Raw genomic sequence first — 17,256 nt, forward strand, 5'->3', positions numbered from 1 at the left:
GGGCCGGCTTTTTTATTGGTCCAAGGCCGGGTTCAGCGGTGCTGGCGCCGTCCCATCATCTCGAGATGGCGGCTCCAGCGCGAGAGCGCGAAGCAGATCAGCCAGTAGATCGAGCCCGAGAAGACATAGGCCTCCATGTTCATGCCGACCCAGGCGGGGTCGGCGAGTGAGGCCTGGGCGATGCCGAGCAGATCGAGGATCGAGACCACGAGGACCAGCGTGGTGTTCTTGACCAGCGCGATGAACTCATTGGTCATCGCCGGCAGCGAGATCCGCAGCGCCTGTGGCAGGATGATCAGCCCTGTCGCCTTCCAGTAGGTCAGGCCGAGCGCGGTCGCGGCTTCACGCTGGCCCGGGGGCAGGGCCTGCAGGCCGCCGCGCACCGCTTCGGCCATATAGGCGGCGATGACGAGGCCGAGCCCGATCACGGCGCGGGCCAGACGGTCGATGCCGATGCCGCCCGGCAGGATCAGCGGCAGCAGCAGCGAGGCGAGGAAGATCACCGCGATGATCGGCACGCCGCGCCAGAACTCGATGAACAGCACGCTGATCAGGCGGATGACGCGCAATTCCGATTGCCGGCCGAGCGCGAACAGGATACCGAGCGGAATCGCGATCAGGCTGGCATAGACCGAGATGAACAGGGTCAGCATCAGCCCGCCCCATTCGCGCGTCTCGATCGGCCGCAAGCCAAAGCCGCCGGCGAGCAGCCAGATGCCGAGCGGCGGGAGGATGACCAGCGCGGCAACGCCGATCTTCAATCGCAGGCGCGGCGGCGCGAAGACGGTGGCGGCCGCGCCGAACACGAAGAGCAGGCCGGCAAGATCGGCGCGCCAGCGCTGGTCCGGCGGATAGAAGCCGTACATGAACTGGCCGAAGCGGGCCTTGACGAAGACCCAGCAGGCGCCGCCGGGCGCGCAATCCGCCCGGGTCGTGCCGCTCCAGGTCGCGTTGATCACAGCCCAACGGATCATCGGAACCGCAAGCCAGACCAGAGCAAGCCCGATCAGGATCGTGACGACGCCGGTCGCGGGCGTGCCGAACAGGCGCCGGCGCCAGAGCGGCAAGCCCACTATCCCCATCGCGGTGGCGCTCATCGGGTCACCAGCGCGATCCTGGCGTTGTACCAGTTCATGAAGGCGGAGACCGCCAGCCCAATGACGAGGTAGACCGCCAGCGTCATGGCGATGATCTCGATCGCCTGGCCGGTGTTGTTGAGCGCCGAGCCCATGAACAGGCTGACAACGTCGGGATAGGCGATCGCGGCGCCGAAGGACGAGTTCTTGAGCACGTTGAGATACTGGTTGGTCAGCGGCGGGATCATCACCCGCATCGCTTGCGGGATGGTGACGAGGCGTAGGATTCGACCGGAGCGCAGGCCGAGGGCCGAGGCCGCCTCGACCTGGCCATGCGGCACGGCCTGGATGCCGCCGCGCACGATCTCGGCGATGAAGCCGGCGGTATAGGTGACGAGCGCCGCCAAAAGCGCGACGAATTCCGGAATGACGACGAAGCCGCCGCGATAATTGAAGCCGCGCAGGACAGGGATGTCCCAGCGCGTCGCCAGACTCGCCCAGGTCACCGCCAGCACCGGCACCAGCACGATCAGCACCAGGCCGATCGCCAGCATCGGCGCATCCTGGCCGGTGCGATCCTTGCGGCGGCGGGCCCAGAGCGAGACCAGCCATTGCGCCAGCCATGACAGCAGGATCGCCGCGAGCGCCCAGCGGAAATTCGCGGGCGCGTCGGGCAGCGGGATCGTCAGGCCGCGATTGTTGAGGAAGGCGACCCCGAAGACGCTGACGCTGTCGCGCGGGGCCGGCAGCGCGGCGATGACGCCGAAATACCAGAACAGTACGAAGAACAGCAGCGGGATGTTGCGGACGAACTCGATATAGGCGCCCGCAAGCGTCGAGAGCAGCCAGTGCGAGGAGAGCCGCGCGATGCCGACGAGGAAGCCGAGCGCGGTCGCCAGCACCATCGCCACCACCGTGACCAGCATGGTGTTGGCGACGCCGGCCCAGAACAGGCCGAGGATGGTGTCGGCGCGGGTGTAGTCGGTCAGCACGAAGGGCACGTCGATGCCCGAATTGCGCCAGAGGAAGTCGAAGCCCGAGGCGATGCCGGCCTTCACCATGTTCTCCGAGGCGTTGCGCACGAAGAACACGGTCAGGCCGACGAGCCCGACCACGACGGCGACCTGATAGGCCACGTCGCGGACACGCTTGTCGTTGAGAAGGGCGAGGGTTTTGGTCAACCTGGATGGCCCGCAAGCAAGGTTTCTGCGGGAAACACCGCGTCATCCCGGGCGGCGCGAAGCGGAGACCCGGGATCCATTCCTGAGGGGTTCAGGCATGGATCCCGGATCGGCGCCGCTACGCGGCTTGTCCGGGATGACGGCGCGTTTCCATGGGAAGGGTCAGGCGTTGACCCGTCTTCTCACTGGAACGGCGGCGTGAAGAGCAGGCCGCCCTTGGTCCAGAGTTGGTTCTGGCCGCGCTCCAGCTTCAGCGTCGAACCCATGCCGACGGTGCGCTCGAAGCTCTCGCCGTAGTTTCCGACCTGCTTGATGACGTTGTACATCCAGTCGTTCGAGAGACCCATCATCGCACCGAAATTGCCTTCGGCGCCGAGCAGGCGGCGGACTTCCGAGTTCTTCGAGCTCGCCTTCATCTGGTCGACATTGGCGGAGGTGACGCCGAGCATCTCGGCCGCGATCTGGCCGTTCAGCACCCAGCGCACAATCAACTGCCAGCGCTCGTCGCCCCAGCGCGTCACCGGGCCCTGCGGATCGTTGGAGATCGGCTGGGTCAGGATGATGTGGTCGCCGGGGACCTTGAGCTTGACGCGCTGGCCGGCGAGCGCGCCGACGCCGGCGGTGTAGGCGTCGCAACGGCCGGCGTCATAGGCGGCGATGGCGTCGTCGTTCTTCTGGAAGTTGGTGATGGTGACCTTGAGGTTGCGCTCCAGGAACCAGTCGGAGGCGTTCTTCTCCTCGGTCGAGCCGGCGGCGACGCAGACCGAGGCGCCGTCGAGATCGGCCGCCGACTTGGCGTTGGTCGCCTTGCGGACGATGAAGGTCTGGCCTTCGTAGAAGTTGATGCCCTGGAAGTTCAGGCCGAGCGAGGCGTTGCGCGAGAAGGTGATGGTCGAGTTGCGCGCGAGCAGGTCGACCTGACCCGATTGCAGGATCGGCCAGCGCTGCTGCACCGAGGTCGGCGTGAACTTGACCTTCTTGGCATCGCCGAGCACGGCGGCGGCCAGCGCCTTGCAGTAATCGACGTCGAGGCCGGTCCATTCGCCCTTGTCGTCGGCGAAGGAGAAGCCGGGCAGGCCGAGATGCACGCCGCATTCGATGTTGCCGCGCGCCTTGACCGCATCGAGCGTCGGGCTCGGGGCCAGTTGCTGGGCGCTTGCGAGCGAAGCGCTCGCGGCCAGGATGGCGGTCACCGCCAGAAGTCTGATCGTCATGGTATCGTCTCCCCGAAGCCGTCGGCGGCTTTCTGCATTGAGGGCGCGACTATGCAACAGACGGGCCGGGAGCGGTAGCGGGGGACGGTCAGGCTTTTCAGCTTCCGAAGACGGTGTTGAGCTGGCTTCCGACCATGATGAAGGTGGTGCGCTTGGGCATCTCCTTCAGCCTGACGGCGCCGATATAGGTCATCGCCGAGCGCACCCCGCCCATCAATTCCTGCAAGGTGCCTTCGACCGGGCCGCGATAGGGCACCTCGACGGTCTTGCCCTCGGCGGCGCGGTATTTGGCGACGCCGCCGGAATAGCGCTTCATCGCCGTGTCCGAGGACATGCCGTAGAAGGTCATCGCGACGGGGACCTTTTCGCCCCCGCGCTCCTCGTAGCGGATGTCGCCCTCGCATTCGTCATGTCCGGCCAGCATGCCGCCGAGCATCATGAAATCGGCGCCGGCGCCATAGCCCTTGGCGAGATCACCCGGCACGGTGACGCCGCCATCGCCGCAAACCAGGCCTTTCAGCCCATGCGCGGCATCGGCGCATTCGATGATCGCCGAGAGCTGCGGATAGCCGACGCCGGTCATCTTGCGCGTCGTGCAGACCGAGCCCGGGCCGATGCCGACCTTGACGATGTCGGCCCCGGCCAGGATCAGCGCCTCGGTCATGTCGCCGGTGACGACATTACCGGCCATGATTGCGGCATCCGGGAAGGCCTCCCGCGTCGCCTTGACCGTGTCGACGAACTTCTCGGTGTAGCCATTGGCGACGTCGAGGCAGATTTTGCTGATCGGCGTGCGGGCATGGACGGAGGCGAGCTTGTCGTGGTCGGCTTGCGTCGTGCCGAGCGAATAGAAGGCGTTGGCGGACTCCGGCTCGCGGAAGAAGGCAGCAAGTTCGTCCGCACCGTAATGCTTGTGCAGCGCCACCATGGCGCCGTGACGGAGCAGGGCACGCGCCATCGCCATGGTGCCGACGACATCCATGTTTGCGGCAATCAGCGGAAAGCCGGTCCAGTCCGTTCCGGTATGGGCGAAGCGCAAGGTGCGGTGGACGTCGACCTCGGCGCGGCTGCCCAGCGTCGAGCGCTTGGGACGGATCAGCACGTCGCGGAAATCGAGCTTGGGATCGTTCTCGATGCGCATGAGCTAGGGCTTCCGCAGCTGGCTTGTGAGGCACGCGCGGACGAGATCGCGTGCGCCGATTCATAACCGCAGGCGGTTGCGTCCGGCAATCCGCCCTCGCCGGTTGCTCAGACCGAAGCCGGCTCGCGCGGGAAGGGCCTGGCATTCTTTCGGATGGTGTAGAGCGTCGCCGCGATGACGACGCCTGCGCCGATCCAGGTCGTGAGCGCCGGAATCTCGGCGAAGAAGATGAAGCCGGTGAAGCTCGCCAGGATCAGGCGGCTGAAATCGAGCGGCGCCAGGGCGGCCGCCTCTCCGACCTGATAGGCGCGGGTGATCAGCCATTGGCCGGCCGTTCCGAATAGGCTGAGCACGATCAGCCAGAACCATTGCGCGGCATCGGGCGGCACCCACCAGAGCCCGGCCGGCAGGGCCAGCGCCACGATCAGCACGATGCCCTGCCAAATCAGGATCGTGTCCGTGCGCTCGCTTGTCGCCAGCATCCGCACGCTGACGGTGATGCCGGCACTGAAGAACGCACCCGCCACCGCCATGAGCGCGTAGACATCGAGCCCCTCGCTGCTGGGCCGGAGCATGATAAGGACGCCGACGAAGCCGATGATCGTCGCAGCCCAGCGCCTGGCATCGACGACCTCCTTGAGGATGACCACTGCGGCGATGGTGACGAAGAGTACCTGGCTGAAGCCGATGGCGGTCGCCTGGGCGAGCGGGATCTGGATCACCGCCGTGAAGCCGCAGAGCATCGCGATCAGGGTCAGCGCTCCGCGGAAGACCTGGAGGCCCGGCCGCGTCGTCGCCATCATCAGGCGCAGGCTGCCGGCAGAGAAGGCCAGGATGATCAGGCTCATGATGATCTGGCGGATCAGCAGGATCTGGACCAGCGGCACGACGCCGCCGACAAGCTTGATAGCGCCGACCATCACCGCATAGACCAGCATTGCCGAGAACATGTAGACCGAGCCGCGCAGATTGGGGCTCGCGGTCGTCCACCAGGCCCGCAGGCGCTGACGTGCTTGAATCATACGGCTCGCGGATTCCGGAGCCGGCATAGCGACTGGAGACCTGGGCAGGCTGAAGGTCTCGACTTCGCCCGTGGCTTCCGCGCTGCGCGGAACTGCTTCCGTCTCCGCGGCGCCGTCGTCGTCCGCCGGACGGCGCTGCCGCCCGGTCTGCCGCTCTTCGCTCATCGACCTCGACCATTCGCCGACGTCTCCGACGCCTGGCCCGTTTCATCCCTGACTGGAAGTGATCGAGGAAACGCGCCGCCTTTGCCAGAGGCGGCCGGACATAGCGGGGTTGCGGCGATGCGCTGGCAAGGCAGGCGCGGCATGCCTCAGCGGGACTTTGCGGAGCCGCGCATGGCGTCTAGGAGAACGCGGCGCCCCCGGAGCCTCGAATCCACGGCATGACGATCTCTCCTCCTCCACCCGCCGAAGCAGCATGTCCCGCCTGCGCTGCATTTTGGGTTGGCCGCCGTTGGGGCGCCGGCAGGCGCGGATGAAGCAGCTTTTTTCCGATTTCGGCGAAGGTGTGCGGGCGTTGGCCCCGGCACGTTTCCCCTATCGCCGCTTCGTGCTGGCGCTGCTGCTCGGCGGGCTGGGCGGCTGGCTCTTCGTCCAGGCAAGGCTGCCGCTGCCCTGGATGCTGGGCTCGATGGTGTTCTGCACGGTGGCTGCGCTGCTGCGCTGGCCGGTCGCGGCACCCCCGGTCATCCGCCCGCCGATGACCATGGTCATCGGCGTCATGCTTGGCGCCTCGTTCAAGCCCGAGGTCGTGACGCAGCTCCCGAACTGGCTGCCGACGATCCTCGGCCTCGTGCTGTTCATGTGCGCCTGCGGCTTCGCCTGCGTCGGCTATTTCCGGAAATTCGCCGGTTTCGATCCGGTGACGGCCTTCTTCGCGGGAATGCCGGGCGGATTGCTCGAGATGGTCACGCTCGGCGAGGAAAAGGGCGGCGATGCGCGGATCATCGCGCTGATCCACTCGGCCCGCATCCTGCTGGTGGTGATGACACTGCCCTTCATCGTGCAGTGGATCGGCGGCGTTTCGGTCAGCGGCAGTCGCGTCGCCGGGCCGTCTATCATGCAGACGCCACTCTCGGCTGAACTGATCCTGCTCGCCTGCGGGCTGCTCGGCGTCGTCGCCGGACATATGCTGCGGCTGCCGGCCAAGTTCCTGCTCGGGCCGATGCTGGTCAGCGCGCTGGTTCATGTCTCCGGCCTGAGCGATTCGGCGCCACCCTTCGAGATCGTCAACGCGGCCCAGCTCATCCTCGGCATCACCATCGGCTGCCGCTTCGTCGGCACGGCGCCGCGCCTGATCCTGCGCATTCTCGCGCTGTCCGTGGGCTCGACGGTGATCCTGGTCTCGCTGACGCTCGGCTTCGCCTGGCTGGTGGCCGCCATCTCGGTGCACGGCCATGTGCCGCTGATCCTGGCCTATTCGCCCGGAGGCCTCGCCGAGATGAGCCTGATCGCGCTGGCCCTGCATACCGAGGTCGCGTTCGTGGCAGCGCACCACATCATCCGGGTCTTCCTGGTGATGATCGCGGCTGGACCGCTCTTCGGAGCACTCATCGGCCGTCGCGAGCCGGTCGATACCAAACGGGACGAGTGAGCCCCGGCTCGCTCAGCCCCGCGATCGGCCGAAAGCTCGCTGCCACAGCAGCCGCGTCAGGAAGGCCGGATTGCCGAGGATATATCGGCGCCAGAGCCGGCGCGGCTCGCGCCAGAGCCTATAGACCCATTCGAGTCGGGTCCGGCGGATCGCTTCGGGCGCACGCGGGACCTCGCCGGCAAAGAAGTCGAACAGCGCGCCCACACCGGCGGCAACCGCACAGTGCTGCGGACCGAGCTTCTCGGCGATCCAATTCTCCTGGACCGGATTGCCGAAGGCGACGAGCAGCAGGTCCGGCGGTGCAGCCTTCAGTCCCGACAGCAGTCCCGCCTCCTCCGACGGGCTGAAATAGCCGTGGCTGACGACGCTGAAGGCATGACGCGGGAACTGCCTCGTCAACCGCTCGGCGGCACGATCGGCGACGCCGGGACGGCCACCGACCAGCCCGACACGCAGGGACCGGGCTTCCGTCGCAAACAGGGCCGGGATGAAGTCGGTGCCGTTGAGATTGGCCGGGAAGGGCGCGCCATGCAGCAGCCAGCCGCCGATATCGACGCCGATGCCGTCCGCAAGCACCAGGAAGCTGGAGAGGCTGCGCCGCAGCGCGGCATCATGCGCGGCCACATTGACGAGATTGGCGTTGCAGAAGGCCAGCTTGACGTGCCGGCCCGTGGCCATCGCGTCCGAGAGTTCGGCCAGCGCCGCCGCCTGCGTCAGCACCGCGATGCCGACCCCGCCGACATCGCGCACCTCGAAGCCGGCCGGGGTCCGGGCAGCACCCTGTCTCGCGATGGCTATCGTAAGGCTGGCAGGCACGGTGTCGATCGATCCAGACTGGGTTGCGTGATCAGTGGAATTGGCCATCACGTCATGACCCAACGGCCGGCAGGGTCAAGCTGAACCCGAGCGAACGGTGAACGGGTTCTTCAGGGAATGCGCGAGATCGGGTTAATCGCCGAGAGCTCTGAAAACACAGGGTGTTTCGTTACGGAGCGCATCTGTCGCGACGATCGGCGCAGCCGGCCGGCTCCTGTCGGAGAACGGGACGCCAGGGCGACGATCGTGCCGTTTCGGCACGGATTTTGACGCGGCCAGAGACGCGACAGCTCGCCAAAATCGTTAACGCGCTCTGTAGCGGGCAACCGAAGTCTTAACGAAGGTGAAAGGCGACAGGCGTCGCCAAGGCGCGCCGGAGGCGGGCCGCACATGCAAAGCCGAAACCTTGTCCACTCCGCCTGCCACCCTCTAGGGTGCCGCTCCAATGAGTCAGGGGCCGACAATGAACCAGATCGATCTTCAGGGAAGAACCGCCATCGTCACCGGGGGCGCGCAGGGCATCGGCCGTGCCGTGGCGGAACGCTTCGCTGCCAGCGGAGCGACCGTCGCGATCTGGGACCTCGACGGCGAACTCGCCGGCAAGGCCGCGGCCGAGATCGGTTCGGGCGCGACCGGCCTTGGCATCGACGTCACCGACGCCAAGGCGGTGACCGCGGCGGCCGACGCGCTAGAGGCGAAACAGGGCAGCGTCGACGTTCTCGTCACCAGCGCCGGCATCGCCGGCGCCAATCTCAAGACCTGGGAATACCCGCTCGACGAATGGGCCCGCGTGATGCGGCTCAACGTCGATGGCACGCTGCATTGTTGCCAGGCGGTAATCCCCGGCATGATCAAGCGCAATTACGGGCGCCTCGTGCTGGTCGCCTCGATCGCGGGCAAGGAGGGCAACCCCAATGCCTCGGCCTATTCGGCCTCGAAGGCCGCCGTGATCGCCCTGACCAAATCGCTCGGCAAGGAGTTGGCGACGCAGGACATCGCGGTCAACTGCATCACGCCGGCCGCCGCCCGCACCCGCATCTTCGACCAGATGAGCGAGGAGCATATCGGCTACATGCTGGCCAAGATCCCGCGCGGGCGTTTCCTCCTGCCCGACGAGGTCGCCTCGATGGTCGCCTTCCTCGCCTCGGCCGAGAACAGCTTCACCACCGGCGGCGTGTTCGACCTTTCGGGCGGCCGGGCGACCTATTAACCCGCCCACGCGGGCGCCGGGCTCGATACCCACAGTGCCGGCCTCCTGCCTGGCGCCTGCGGTCCATCTTTCAATCACTGCGCGAGAAGCTCTAAAGTCGGCCCATGATCCCATCAATTCCGTCCGCCGCCGTGCTCGGCGCGCGCGCCTTCGCTGCGCTCCAGGGCCTCAGCCGGTTCACGGACGAACCGGGGAAGCTGACCAGGCTCTATCTCTCGCCGGCCCATCGGCAGGCGGCGGAATGGACCAAGGGCGCAATGGAGGTGGCAGGGCTGAGCGCCTTCATCGACGCCGCAGGCTCGGTGCAGGGGCGTCGGGACGGCCCTGTGCCGGGCGGCCCCAGCGTGATGATCGGCTCCCATATCGACACGGTGAAGGATGGCGGCCGCTTCGACGGCAATCTCGGCGTCGTCGCCGGCATCCTGGCGGCGCAGGCCCTGCGCGACGCCGGCATCGTCCTGCCCTTCGCGCTGGAGGTGGTCGCCTTCGGGGACGAGGAGAATGTCCGGTTTCCGACGCATCTGTCGACCTCGGCCGCGCTCGCCGGCACCTATGAAACGCCCTGGCTGGAGTCGCGCGACGCCGAGGGGACGCGGCTTGCCGACGCGCTCGTCGCCTTTGGCGGCGACCCTTCCGGCATCGCCGCGCTCGCGCGCAAGCCCGGCTCGATCAAGGCCTATCTCGAAGTGCATATCGAGCAGGGGCCGGTGCTCGAGGTCGAGAACGAGCCGGTCGGCATCGTCACCGCGATCAACGCCCAGAGCCGGGCCCGCATCCGCGTCGCCGGCGAGGCCGGCCATGCCGGCACGGTGCCGATGGCCCTGCGCAGGGACGCGCTCACCGCCAGTGCCGAGATGGCGCTGGCGCTGGAGGCGATCGCAGCCGGGCATCACCAGGCGGTCGGCACGGTCGGCGTGTTCCAGGTCAATCCCGGCGCGACCAATGTCGTCCCGGGCGCGGTCGAATTCACCGTCGATTTCCGCTGCCCCTCGAACGAGACGCTGGCTGCCATGGACGCGGCGATCCACGCCCGCTTCGGCGAGATCGCAGCGCGGCGCGGCGTCGACCTGACGATAACCACCTATGCAAAGGCGGCGGCGGTGCCGATGGATCCGGGCCTGCAGGATGCGCTCAGCCTGGGTGTCGCCCGCGCCGGAGCCAATCTCAGCGCGCGCCGCCTGCCATCGGGTGCCGGCCATGACGCGATGGCGATGGCCGCGCGCTGCCCGACGGGGATGCTCTTCGTGCGCAACGAGAAGGGCATCAGCCATTCGCCTCTCGAAAACATGACCGAAGCCGATGCCGGAATCGCGATCAGGGTCCTGCTCGAGGCAATTCTCGAACTGGCGCGGCGCGAGGTTTGATCGGGATCAAGGCAGAGGCCGCGACACCGCGTGCCATTTCCGCTGTCTGGCCGTAAGCTTAGAAAGCGCGCGCCGCAGGAGGCTGGCGATGGACCACGAGACATTCTTCCGCGAGGAGCTCGACGGCGTGCGCCGCGAGGGGCGCTATCGCGTCTTCGCCGATCTCGAACGCAAGGCGGGCCAGTTTCCGCGCGCGACCCATCATGGCGAGCGCGGCCCGCGCGAGATCACCGTCTGGTGCTCGAACGACTATCTCGGCATGGGCCAGCATCCTGCCGTGCTGGCGGCGATGCATGAGGCACTGGATTCATGCGGCGCCGGTGCGGGCGGAACGCGCAATATCGGCGGCACAAACCATTATCACGTGCTGCTGGAGCGGGAGCTCGCCGATCTGCACGGCAAGGAAGCCGCGCTGCTGTTCAACTCCGGCTACATGTCGAACTGGGCCTCGCTTTCGACGCTCGCCGCGCGCATGCCCGGCTGCGTCGTGCTGACCGATGCGCTCAACCACGCCTCGATGATCGAGGGCATCCGGCATTCGCGGGCCGAGCGGCACATCTTCGCCCATAACGACCCCCATGATCTCAGACGCAAGCTGGCTGCGCTCGATCCCGCCCGGCCGAAGCTGATCGCGTTTGAATCCGTCTATTCGATGGATGGCGACATCGCGCCGATCGAGACCTTCTGCGACATCGCCGACGAATTCGGCGCGATGACCTATATCGACGAGGTCCATGCGGTCGGGCTCTATGGCCCGCGCGGCGGCGGCGTCAGCGAGCGCGACGGGCTGACCTCGCGCCTGACCGTGATCGAGGGCACGCTGGCCAAAGCCTTCGGCGTGATGGGCGGCTATATCGCAGGCTCGGCGGCGCTCTGCGACTTCGTGCGCAGCTTCGCGTCGGGCTTCATCTTCTCCAGCTCGCTGCCGCCGCCGGTCGCGGCCGGCGCGCTGGCGGCGATCCGCCATCTCAAAACGAGCAGCGTCGAGCGCGAGCGCCATCAGGACCGGGTAGCCGAGCTGCGCCGTCGCCTCGATGCCGCCGGCATCCCGCATCTGGCCAATCCCAGCCATATCGTGCCGGTGATGGTCGGGGACCCTGTGCTGTGCAAAGCAGTCAGCGACGAACTGCTCGACCGCTTCGACATCTATGTCCAGCCGATCAACTACCCGACCGTGCCGCGCGGCACCGAGCGGTTGCGTATCACACCCTCGCCGCTGCATTCCGACGCCGATATCGCACATCTGGTCGATGCGCTCGGTTCGATCTGGGGTCGGGTCGGGCTGAAGCGCGCGGCCTGAGTTCAGTCCGGCGGCGAACCTAATCGCGCCAGAAATGCCTTTGCCCTTGGCATCGCATCATGAAGAAACTGGCCCGGTTCGCGCAGCCAGAGGCCGTCATAGGTCTTCGACTTGGCCTCCGAGATCAGCACGTCCTGAGGCAGCGGCACCAGCGTCCCGTCCCAGCCCGGCCACCAGCGCCGTGCCTTGGCCCAATGATGAGCGACCAACGCCTGCTCGCAACGATAGCCGTGGAAATCGAAGGCCGTCTTGCCATCGGTGACGAAGACATGGTTTCCCGTGAAGCCTTCGGCGGGCCGGATCCAGACAGCGCGAAAATCCCGCTCCGGATAAGCCTCTAGAAAAGCATGGGCGAGGACGTGGCAGGCGCCACAGGCAAAGAAAACGCGCTCCGGCAGATTCCAGCGTTTCACCGGGTCGCTCTTGATACCGGGCTTCAGCCTGAACATGTTGGCGGCTCCTGTTCACGGAAGGCCGAGGCGCAATCGCAATGCCAGAGACTAGCAACGCCCCACTCATGCACGCGACCACCATCCTGATGGTGCGCAAGAGCGGGCGGGTCGTGATCGGCGGCGACGGCCAGGTCTCGCTCGGTCAGACCATCATGAAGGGCAACGCCAGGAAGGTCCGCCGCCTCGCCAAGGGCGCGGTGATCGCGGGCTTCGCCGGTGCGACCGCCGACGCCTTCACCCTGTTCGAGCGGCTGGAGACCAAGCTGGAGCAGTATCCGACCCAGCTCCTGCGCGCCTGCGTCGAGCTCGCCAAGGACTGGCGCACCGACCGCTATCTGCGCCGGCTGGAAGCGATGCTCCTCGTCGCCGACAAGGAGGTCTCGCTGCTGATCTCCGGCACCGGCGACGTGCTGGAGCCGGAATCGAGCGAGCACGGCTCGGTCATGGCGATCGGCTCCGGCGGCAATTACGCGCTCTCGGCGGCGCGTGCGCTGATCGATATCGATGATGATGCCGAGGCGATCGTGCGCAAGGCGATGAAGATCGCAGGCGACATCTGCGTGTACACCAACCACAGCCTCGTCATCGAGACGCTGGAGACGCCATGATCGCGCAGGAGGATCTCGAGGCCGCGGTCACTGAGGGCATCATTGACCAGGCCCAGGCGGTGCGGATCGCGCATCTGGCGCGGCTGCGGCAGGAGGCGCGGGCCTCGTCCGCTCCTCGTCTTGGCGAAAGCGTCACGGCCGATGACCGCCTCGCCGTCGATCCCGACGACGAGCGTTTCCGGCTAATCGGCGGCTTCAACGACGTCTTCGTCGCGATCGGCGTTGGCCTGCTCGCGGGCGCCCTTCTCGGGTTATCGCGTGTGGTGGGCTTCGGCGATGCGTTCTCAGCCGTGGCGCTGCTCGCAGCCTGGGGCCTCAGCGAGGTCTTCGCGCGGCGCATGCGGCTTGCGCTGCCCTCGATCCTGCTCGCCGCGATGTTCAGCGCGGCGGCGGCGCTCCTCGTTGCGCAACTGACGGCCGACCGGGGGCTGCCCTCGTTCCTCTATGGCGGCTGGGTTCTTGCGGCCGTTGCTTTCTCGGGCGCCGCGCTGCTGCATCACTGGCGCTTTCGCGTGCCGATCGACATGGCTCTGGTGGCAAGCGGCGGCATCGGCGTACTGTTGGCGCTGATCTCGGCAGTGGCTCCTGCTCTGGCACAGGACTATCTCAACCTGATCCTGTTCGGCTGCGGCCTGTCCGTCTTCGCGCTGGCGCTGCGCCTCGACATGCGCGATCCACACCGCCTGACCCGCCGCTCCGACGCCGCCTTCTGGCTGCATCTGCTCTCGGCCGGGCTGATCGTGCATCCGGTCTTCCGCGGAATGATCGGTTCGACCGGCGATTTCGGCACCGCCAAATCCCTGATCATTCTCGGTATCTTCGCAGCGCTCGGCATCATCGCGCTCGTCATCGACCGGCGTGCGCTGCTCGTCTCGGCGCTGAGCTATGCCGGCATCGCGGTCGCCTATCTGATCTCACAGAGCGTTTCGACCGATCTGAGCCTGCCGCTGGCCCTGCTCGGGCTCGCCGCGCTGGTGCTGGCGCTTTCGGCCGGCTGGCGCGGCTTGCGGCGTGCCCTGCTGCCAGTTCTGCCGCTTGGGCGCTGGCGCGACAGGTTGCCGCCGGTCGAGGCGACGCCTGCATGACCCCAACATCGACGATGAACGCCCATAGAGAGTCCATGCAGTGACCAGTTTCTCCCCCCGCGAGATCGTCTCCGAACTCGACCGTTTCATCGTCGGCCAGAACGACGCCAAGCGCGCGGTCGCCATCGCCCTGCGCAACCGCTGGCGCCGGCAGCAACTGGAGGGGCCGCTGCGCGAGGAGGTCAGCCCTAAGAACATCCTGATGATCGGACCGACCGGCTGCGGCAAGACGGAGATCGCGCGAAGGCTCGCCAAGCTGGCCAACGCGCCCTTCCTCAAGGTCGAGGCGACGAAATTCACCGAGGTCGGCTATGTCGGCCGCGACGTCGAATCGATCGTGCGCGACCTCGTCGAGATCGCAATTGCGCTGGTGCGCGAGAGCCGCCGCAAGGATGTCCAGGCCAAGGCCCATGTCGCGGCCGAGGAACGCGTGCTCGACGCGTTGGTCGGCGCCAATTCAAGCCAGGCCACCCGCGACTCCTTCCGGCGGAAGCTCCGGGCCAACGAACTCGACGACAAGGAGATCGAGGTCGAGATCGCCGCCGGCAGTCAATCCTCCGCGCCGATGTTCGAGCTTCCCGGCATGCCCGGCGCCTCGATCGGCGCGATCAACCTCTCCGACATGTTCGGCAAGGCGTTTGGCCAGAAGGGCAAGCCCCGGCGCGTCCTGGTCAAGGACGCCTACGGCCCGCTGCTGACGGAAGAAAGCGACAAGCTGATCGACCAGGAAGCGATCGTGCAGGCGGCGATCCGCGAGGTCGAGAACAACGGCATCGTCTTCCTCGACGAAATCGACAAGATCTGCGCGCGTGAGGGCAAGGGCGGCGCCGACGTCTCGCGTGAGGGCGTGCAGCGCGATCTGCTGCCACTGATCGAGGGCACGACGGTCGCCACCAAGCATGGCGCCGTGAAGAGCGACCACATCCTGTTCATCGCGTCGGGCGCCTTCCACGTCTCGCGGCCCTCCGACCTGCTGCCGGAGCTGCAAGGCCGCCTGCCGATCCGCGTCGAACTGCAGCCGCTCGATGTCGAGGACTTCAAGCGCATCCTGACCGAGACCGAGGCGAGCCTGATCAAGCAGACCGTGGCGCTGATGGCGACGGAAGAGGTCACGGTCGACTTCACGCCCGACGCGATCGACGCGATCGCGCGCATCGCGGTCGACGTGAACTCCACGGTCGAGAATATCGGCGCGCGCCGGCTCCAGACCGTGATCGAGCGCATCCTCGACGATATCTCGTTCACGGCGCCGGATCGCTCGGGCGAGACCGTGACGATCGACGGCGCTTACGTGCAGTCGCGCATTGGCGATCTCGCGAAGAATGCGGATTTGAGCCGGTTTATTCTGTGACACCCCTTCGTCATGTAGAGTTGGATCATTCTGCGAAGGAGGAGGCGACGCCGTGAGCGGCAGTGACGCAAGAATGAGCCAGCCTTATAAGCCGTCCGACCCCGACGGCGGCGGCAAGCAGCGCGTCGAGAGCGACGCTTTCGAGCGGCTGAAAGCAGAACTCGCTCAGGCCTTTGTCGCTCCGGACTCGTCCTACCAGCCAATGACGGCTGCGGAAGTGATCGCGCGAAATAAGGCTTGAACCGGTTTTGACGGAACCGGTGCCGAAAAATTCCCGCCTCGCCCGCGATTCCCTCGTCGTCGGCGTCGCGACGATCCTGTCGCGGCTGCTCGGCTTTGGGCGCGACGTGCTGATCGCAAGGCTGCTCGGCGCCGGGCCGGTAGCGGATGCCTTCCTCGCTGCTTTGCGCCTGCCGAACCTGGTGCGGCGCGTCCTCGGCGAGGGCGGGCTGAACGCGCCCTTCGTGCCGCTCTATCTCACCATCAAGCAGGAGGCGGGTAACGCGGCCGCGCGGCGCTTCACCGGAGAGACGGTCGGGCATCTCGCCCTGCTGCTGCTGGTAATGGCCGGGCTCGGCGAAGTTTTTGCGCCCTGGATCGTACTCGGAATCGCCGGCGGTTTCGCGGACGAGCCCGAGACGCTGGCGCTGGCAACCCACTTCACCCGGCTGATGCTGCCGTTCCTGCTGCTGACCACGGTTGCCGCGATGCTGGCAGCCCTGCTCAATGCCGAGCGGCGCTTCGCGGTTGCCGCACTGGCACCCGCGCTGATGAATGCGATCCTGATCGCCATCCTGATCATGCAATTGCTTCAGGGCACCGAGCCGGCACTGGCCGCGCAATGGCAGGCGCTAGCGGTCAGCGCGACCGGCCTGGCCCATCTCGCGCTCGTCCTGATCGCGCTGCGCCATCTCGGTCTGCCGAGGCCAAGCCTGCGCTGGTCGACGGAGATGACGCGCCTGGTCCGCACAGGCGCCGCGACGCTGCTGGCGGCGTCGAGCGCGCAACTCGTCCTGCTGGTGGCGACGCAGATCGCCTCGACAGAAACCGGCGCGGTCGCCGCGCTGTATTATGCCGACCGCGTCTTCCAGCTTCCGCTCGGCTTCGTCGGGGTGGCGATGGGCACCGTCGTGCTGTCCGACATGGCGGCAGCGCAGCACACCGATCGCGACGCAATGCTTGGAAAGGCGCTGGCGCTCGGCCTAGCGCTCGCCTTGCCGGCGGCAACCGCGCTCGCGGTGCTGGCCGGCCCGATCGTCTCGGTGCTGTTCGAGCATGGCCGCTTCGGCGTGGAGGACAGCGCACGGACCGCCGCCGCGCTTGCTGCGTTCGCGGCCGGGCTGCCCTTCGCCGTGATCGCCAAGGTGTTCGGGCAGGTCTATTTCGCCCGGCAGAGGCCGCGCCTGCCGCTCGTCAGCGGCTGCCTTGCGATCACGGTCGCGGCGGTCGGTGGCTTCATGCTGGCGCGCGACGGCAATGCGGCCCGTATGGCTGCCGTGGCGGCCAGCCTCGCCTTCGCGGTGCAGGCGATCTTGCTCGGGATCGCGCTCGCGCGCGAAGGGCTGTGGCGACCGGGCGTCACGGCACTCCGGCCGGTCGCAGGCGCCGTGATGGCGTGTGCCGTGATGCTGGGCCTGCTCGCCTGGCTGGAGCCGCGGCTTGCGGTCCTGCTGGCGCCGGAGGCACCGACGGTTCATCGCGTGCTGGCGCTGGGCCTGCTTTGCGGCAGCGGAATCGCCGCCTATGGCTGCGCCGGCTGGCTCCTGGGAGCGTTCGGCGGGTTGCGGCTTCCCCGCGCGCTCCCGCACCCCTTGCGCAAGCGGCGGGGTTGAGCCAGAAGCG

16 protein-coding genes are annotated in these 17,256 nt (G+C 67.2%); 9 read left to right on the forward strand and 7 right to left on the reverse strand.

Annotated features, from left to right (window positions below):
- Window positions 1-32 precede the first annotated feature (32 nt).
- The 5 genes from AC1DYU_RS19355 to AC1DYU_RS19375 form a co-directional block, all read right to left on the reverse strand.
- Window positions 33-1,097, reverse strand: coding sequence for an amino acid ABC transporter permease (locus AC1DYU_RS19355; protein WP_476793039.1), 1,065 nt, complete (start codon window positions 1,095-1,097; stop codon window positions 33-35).
- Window positions 1,094-2,257 carry an amino acid ABC transporter permease gene (locus tag AC1DYU_RS19360; RefSeq protein WP_476793040.1) on the reverse strand — a complete coding sequence of 388 codons (1,164 nt, stop codon included), beginning with the start codon at window positions 2,255-2,257 and terminating at the stop codon, window positions 1,094-1,096. Before AC1DYU_RS19360 ends, AC1DYU_RS19355 begins: the two co-directional genes overlap by 4 nt.
- A 182-nt stretch (window positions 2,258-2,439) precedes the next feature.
- A complete protein-coding gene (locus AC1DYU_RS19365) occupies window positions 2,440-3,471 on the reverse strand; it encodes an amino acid ABC transporter substrate-binding protein (protein ID WP_476793041.1) in 1,032 nt (343 codons plus the stop codon).
- Between the two features lie 97 nt (window positions 3,472-3,568).
- The gene (locus tag AC1DYU_RS19370; RefSeq protein ID WP_476793042.1) at window positions 3,569-4,612 is read right to left on the reverse strand and encodes a GMP reductase; all 1,044 of its coding nucleotides are present in this window, start codon (window positions 4,610-4,612) and stop codon (window positions 3,569-3,571) included.
- 107 nt (window positions 4,613-4,719) lie between these two features.
- Complete coding sequence (locus tag AC1DYU_RS19375) at window positions 4,720-5,634, reverse strand: DMT family transporter (RefSeq protein ID WP_476793043.1); 915 nt, start codon at window positions 5,632-5,634, stop codon at window positions 4,720-4,722.
- 475 nt (window positions 5,635-6,109) lie between these two features.
- On the opposite strand from AC1DYU_RS19375, the gene AC1DYU_RS19380 reads away from it, so the two are divergent.
- Window positions 6,110-7,228, forward strand: a complete 1,119-nt coding sequence (locus AC1DYU_RS19380) for an AbrB family transcriptional regulator (RefSeq protein ID WP_476793044.1) — start codon at window positions 6,110-6,112, stop codon at window positions 7,226-7,228.
- A 12-nt stretch (window positions 7,229-7,240) separates the two neighbouring features.
- Here AC1DYU_RS19380 and AC1DYU_RS19385 read toward each other — a convergent pair whose 3' ends face one another.
- Window positions 7,241-8,044, reverse strand: coding sequence for a WecB/TagA/CpsF family glycosyltransferase (locus tag AC1DYU_RS19385; RefSeq protein WP_476793045.1), 804 nt, complete (start codon window positions 8,042-8,044; stop codon window positions 7,241-7,243).
- A gap of 463 nt (window positions 8,045-8,507) precedes the next feature.
- On the opposite strand from AC1DYU_RS19385, the gene AC1DYU_RS19390 reads away from it, so the two are divergent.
- The 3 genes from AC1DYU_RS19390 to hemA all read left to right on the forward strand — a co-directional run bounded on the left by AC1DYU_RS19390 (window position 8,508) and on the right by hemA (window position 11,918).
- Window positions 8,508-9,254 carry an SDR family oxidoreductase gene (locus AC1DYU_RS19390; RefSeq protein WP_158485892.1) on the forward strand — a complete coding sequence of 249 codons (747 nt, stop codon included), beginning with the start codon at window positions 8,508-8,510 and terminating at the stop codon, window positions 9,252-9,254.
- Between the two features lie 104 nt (window positions 9,255-9,358).
- The gene (locus tag AC1DYU_RS19395; protein WP_476793046.1) at window positions 9,359-10,618 is read left to right on the forward strand and encodes an allantoate amidohydrolase; all 1,260 of its coding nucleotides are present in this window, start codon (window positions 9,359-9,361) and stop codon (window positions 10,616-10,618) included.
- An 88-nt stretch (window positions 10,619-10,706) separates the two neighbouring features.
- On the forward strand, window positions 10,707-11,918 hold the full coding sequence (hemA, locus tag AC1DYU_RS19400; protein ID WP_476793047.1) for a 5-aminolevulinate synthase: 1,212 nt from the start codon (window positions 10,707-10,709) through the stop codon (window positions 11,916-11,918).
- 2 nt (window positions 11,919-11,920) lie between these two features.
- On the opposite strand, the gene AC1DYU_RS19405 is transcribed toward hemA, so the two are convergent.
- Window positions 11,921-12,367: a hypothetical protein gene (locus tag AC1DYU_RS19405; RefSeq protein WP_476793048.1), complete on the reverse strand. Its 447-nt coding sequence runs from the start codon at window positions 12,365-12,367 to the stop codon at window positions 11,921-11,923.
- Window positions 12,368-12,408: 41 nt separating this feature from the next.
- Between AC1DYU_RS19405 and hslV the strand changes: the two genes are divergently transcribed.
- The 5 genes from hslV to murJ are packed head-to-tail and all read left to right on the forward strand — an operon-like array spanning window position 12,409 to window position 17,246.
- On the forward strand, window positions 12,409-12,978 hold the full coding sequence (hslV, locus tag AC1DYU_RS19410; protein WP_476793049.1) for an ATP-dependent protease subunit HslV: 570 nt from the start codon (window positions 12,409-12,411) through the stop codon (window positions 12,976-12,978).
- A complete protein-coding gene (locus AC1DYU_RS19415) occupies window positions 12,975-14,063 on the forward strand; it encodes a hypothetical protein (protein ID WP_476793050.1) in 1,089 nt (362 codons plus the stop codon). Before hslV ends, AC1DYU_RS19415 begins: the two co-directional genes overlap by 4 nt.
- A 40-nt stretch (window positions 14,064-14,103) precedes the next feature.
- Entirely contained in the window at window positions 14,104-15,414 is a 1,311-nt protein-coding gene (gene hslU / locus AC1DYU_RS19420) for an ATP-dependent protease ATPase subunit HslU (protein ID WP_476793051.1), read from the forward strand.
- A 52-nt stretch (window positions 15,415-15,466) separates the two neighbouring features.
- Complete coding sequence (locus tag AC1DYU_RS19425; protein ID WP_476793052.1) at window positions 15,467-15,655, forward strand: hypothetical protein; 189 nt, start codon at window positions 15,467-15,469, stop codon at window positions 15,653-15,655.
- 19 nt (window positions 15,656-15,674) lie between these two features.
- Window positions 15,675-17,246 (forward strand): murein biosynthesis integral membrane protein MurJ, encoded by a 1,572-nt coding sequence (gene murJ / locus AC1DYU_RS19430; RefSeq protein ID WP_476793053.1) that lies wholly within the window; start codon window positions 15,675-15,677, stop codon window positions 17,244-17,246.
- The last annotated feature ends 10 nt before the right edge of the window (window positions 17,247-17,256 follow it).

This window comes from Allobosea sp. P2_B12 (assembly GCF_056404835.1).

Bases quoted from the DNA above. Each gene is read 5' to 3' on its own strand.
- AC1DYU_RS19355 (WP_476793039.1), bottom strand. From the start codon at position 1,097: ATGAGCGCCACCGCGATGGGGATAGTGGGCTTGCCGCTCTGGCGCCGG.
- AC1DYU_RS19365 (WP_476793041.1), bottom strand. From the start codon at position 3,471: ATGACGATCAGACTTCTGGCGGTGACCGCCATCCTGGCCGCGAGCGCT.
- AC1DYU_RS19370 (WP_476793042.1), bottom strand. From the start codon at position 4,612: ATGCGCATCGAGAACGATCCCAAGCTCGATTTCCGCGACGTGCTGATC.
- AC1DYU_RS19375 (WP_476793043.1), bottom strand. From the start codon at position 5,634: ATGATTCAAGCACGTCAGCGCCTGCGGGCCTGGTGGACGACCGCGAGC.
- AC1DYU_RS19380 (WP_476793044.1), top strand. From the start codon at position 6,110: ATGAAGCAGCTTTTTTCCGATTTCGGCGAAGGTGTGCGGGCGTTGGCC.
- AC1DYU_RS19390 (WP_158485892.1), top strand. From the start codon at position 8,508: ATGAACCAGATCGATCTTCAGGGAAGAACCGCCATCGTCACCGGGGGC.
- AC1DYU_RS19395 (WP_476793046.1), top strand. From the start codon at position 9,359: ATGATCCCATCAATTCCGTCCGCCGCCGTGCTCGGCGCGCGCGCCTTC.
- hemA (WP_476793047.1), top strand. From the start codon at position 10,707: ATGGACCACGAGACATTCTTCCGCGAGGAGCTCGACGGCGTGCGCCGC.
- AC1DYU_RS19405 (WP_476793048.1), bottom strand. From the start codon at position 12,367: ATGTTCAGGCTGAAGCCCGGTATCAAGAGCGACCCGGTGAAACGCTGG.
- hslV (WP_476793049.1), top strand. From the start codon at position 12,409: ATGCCAGAGACTAGCAACGCCCCACTCATGCACGCGACCACCATCCTG.
- AC1DYU_RS19415 (WP_476793050.1), top strand. From the start codon at position 12,975: ATGATCGCGCAGGAGGATCTCGAGGCCGCGGTCACTGAGGGCATCATT.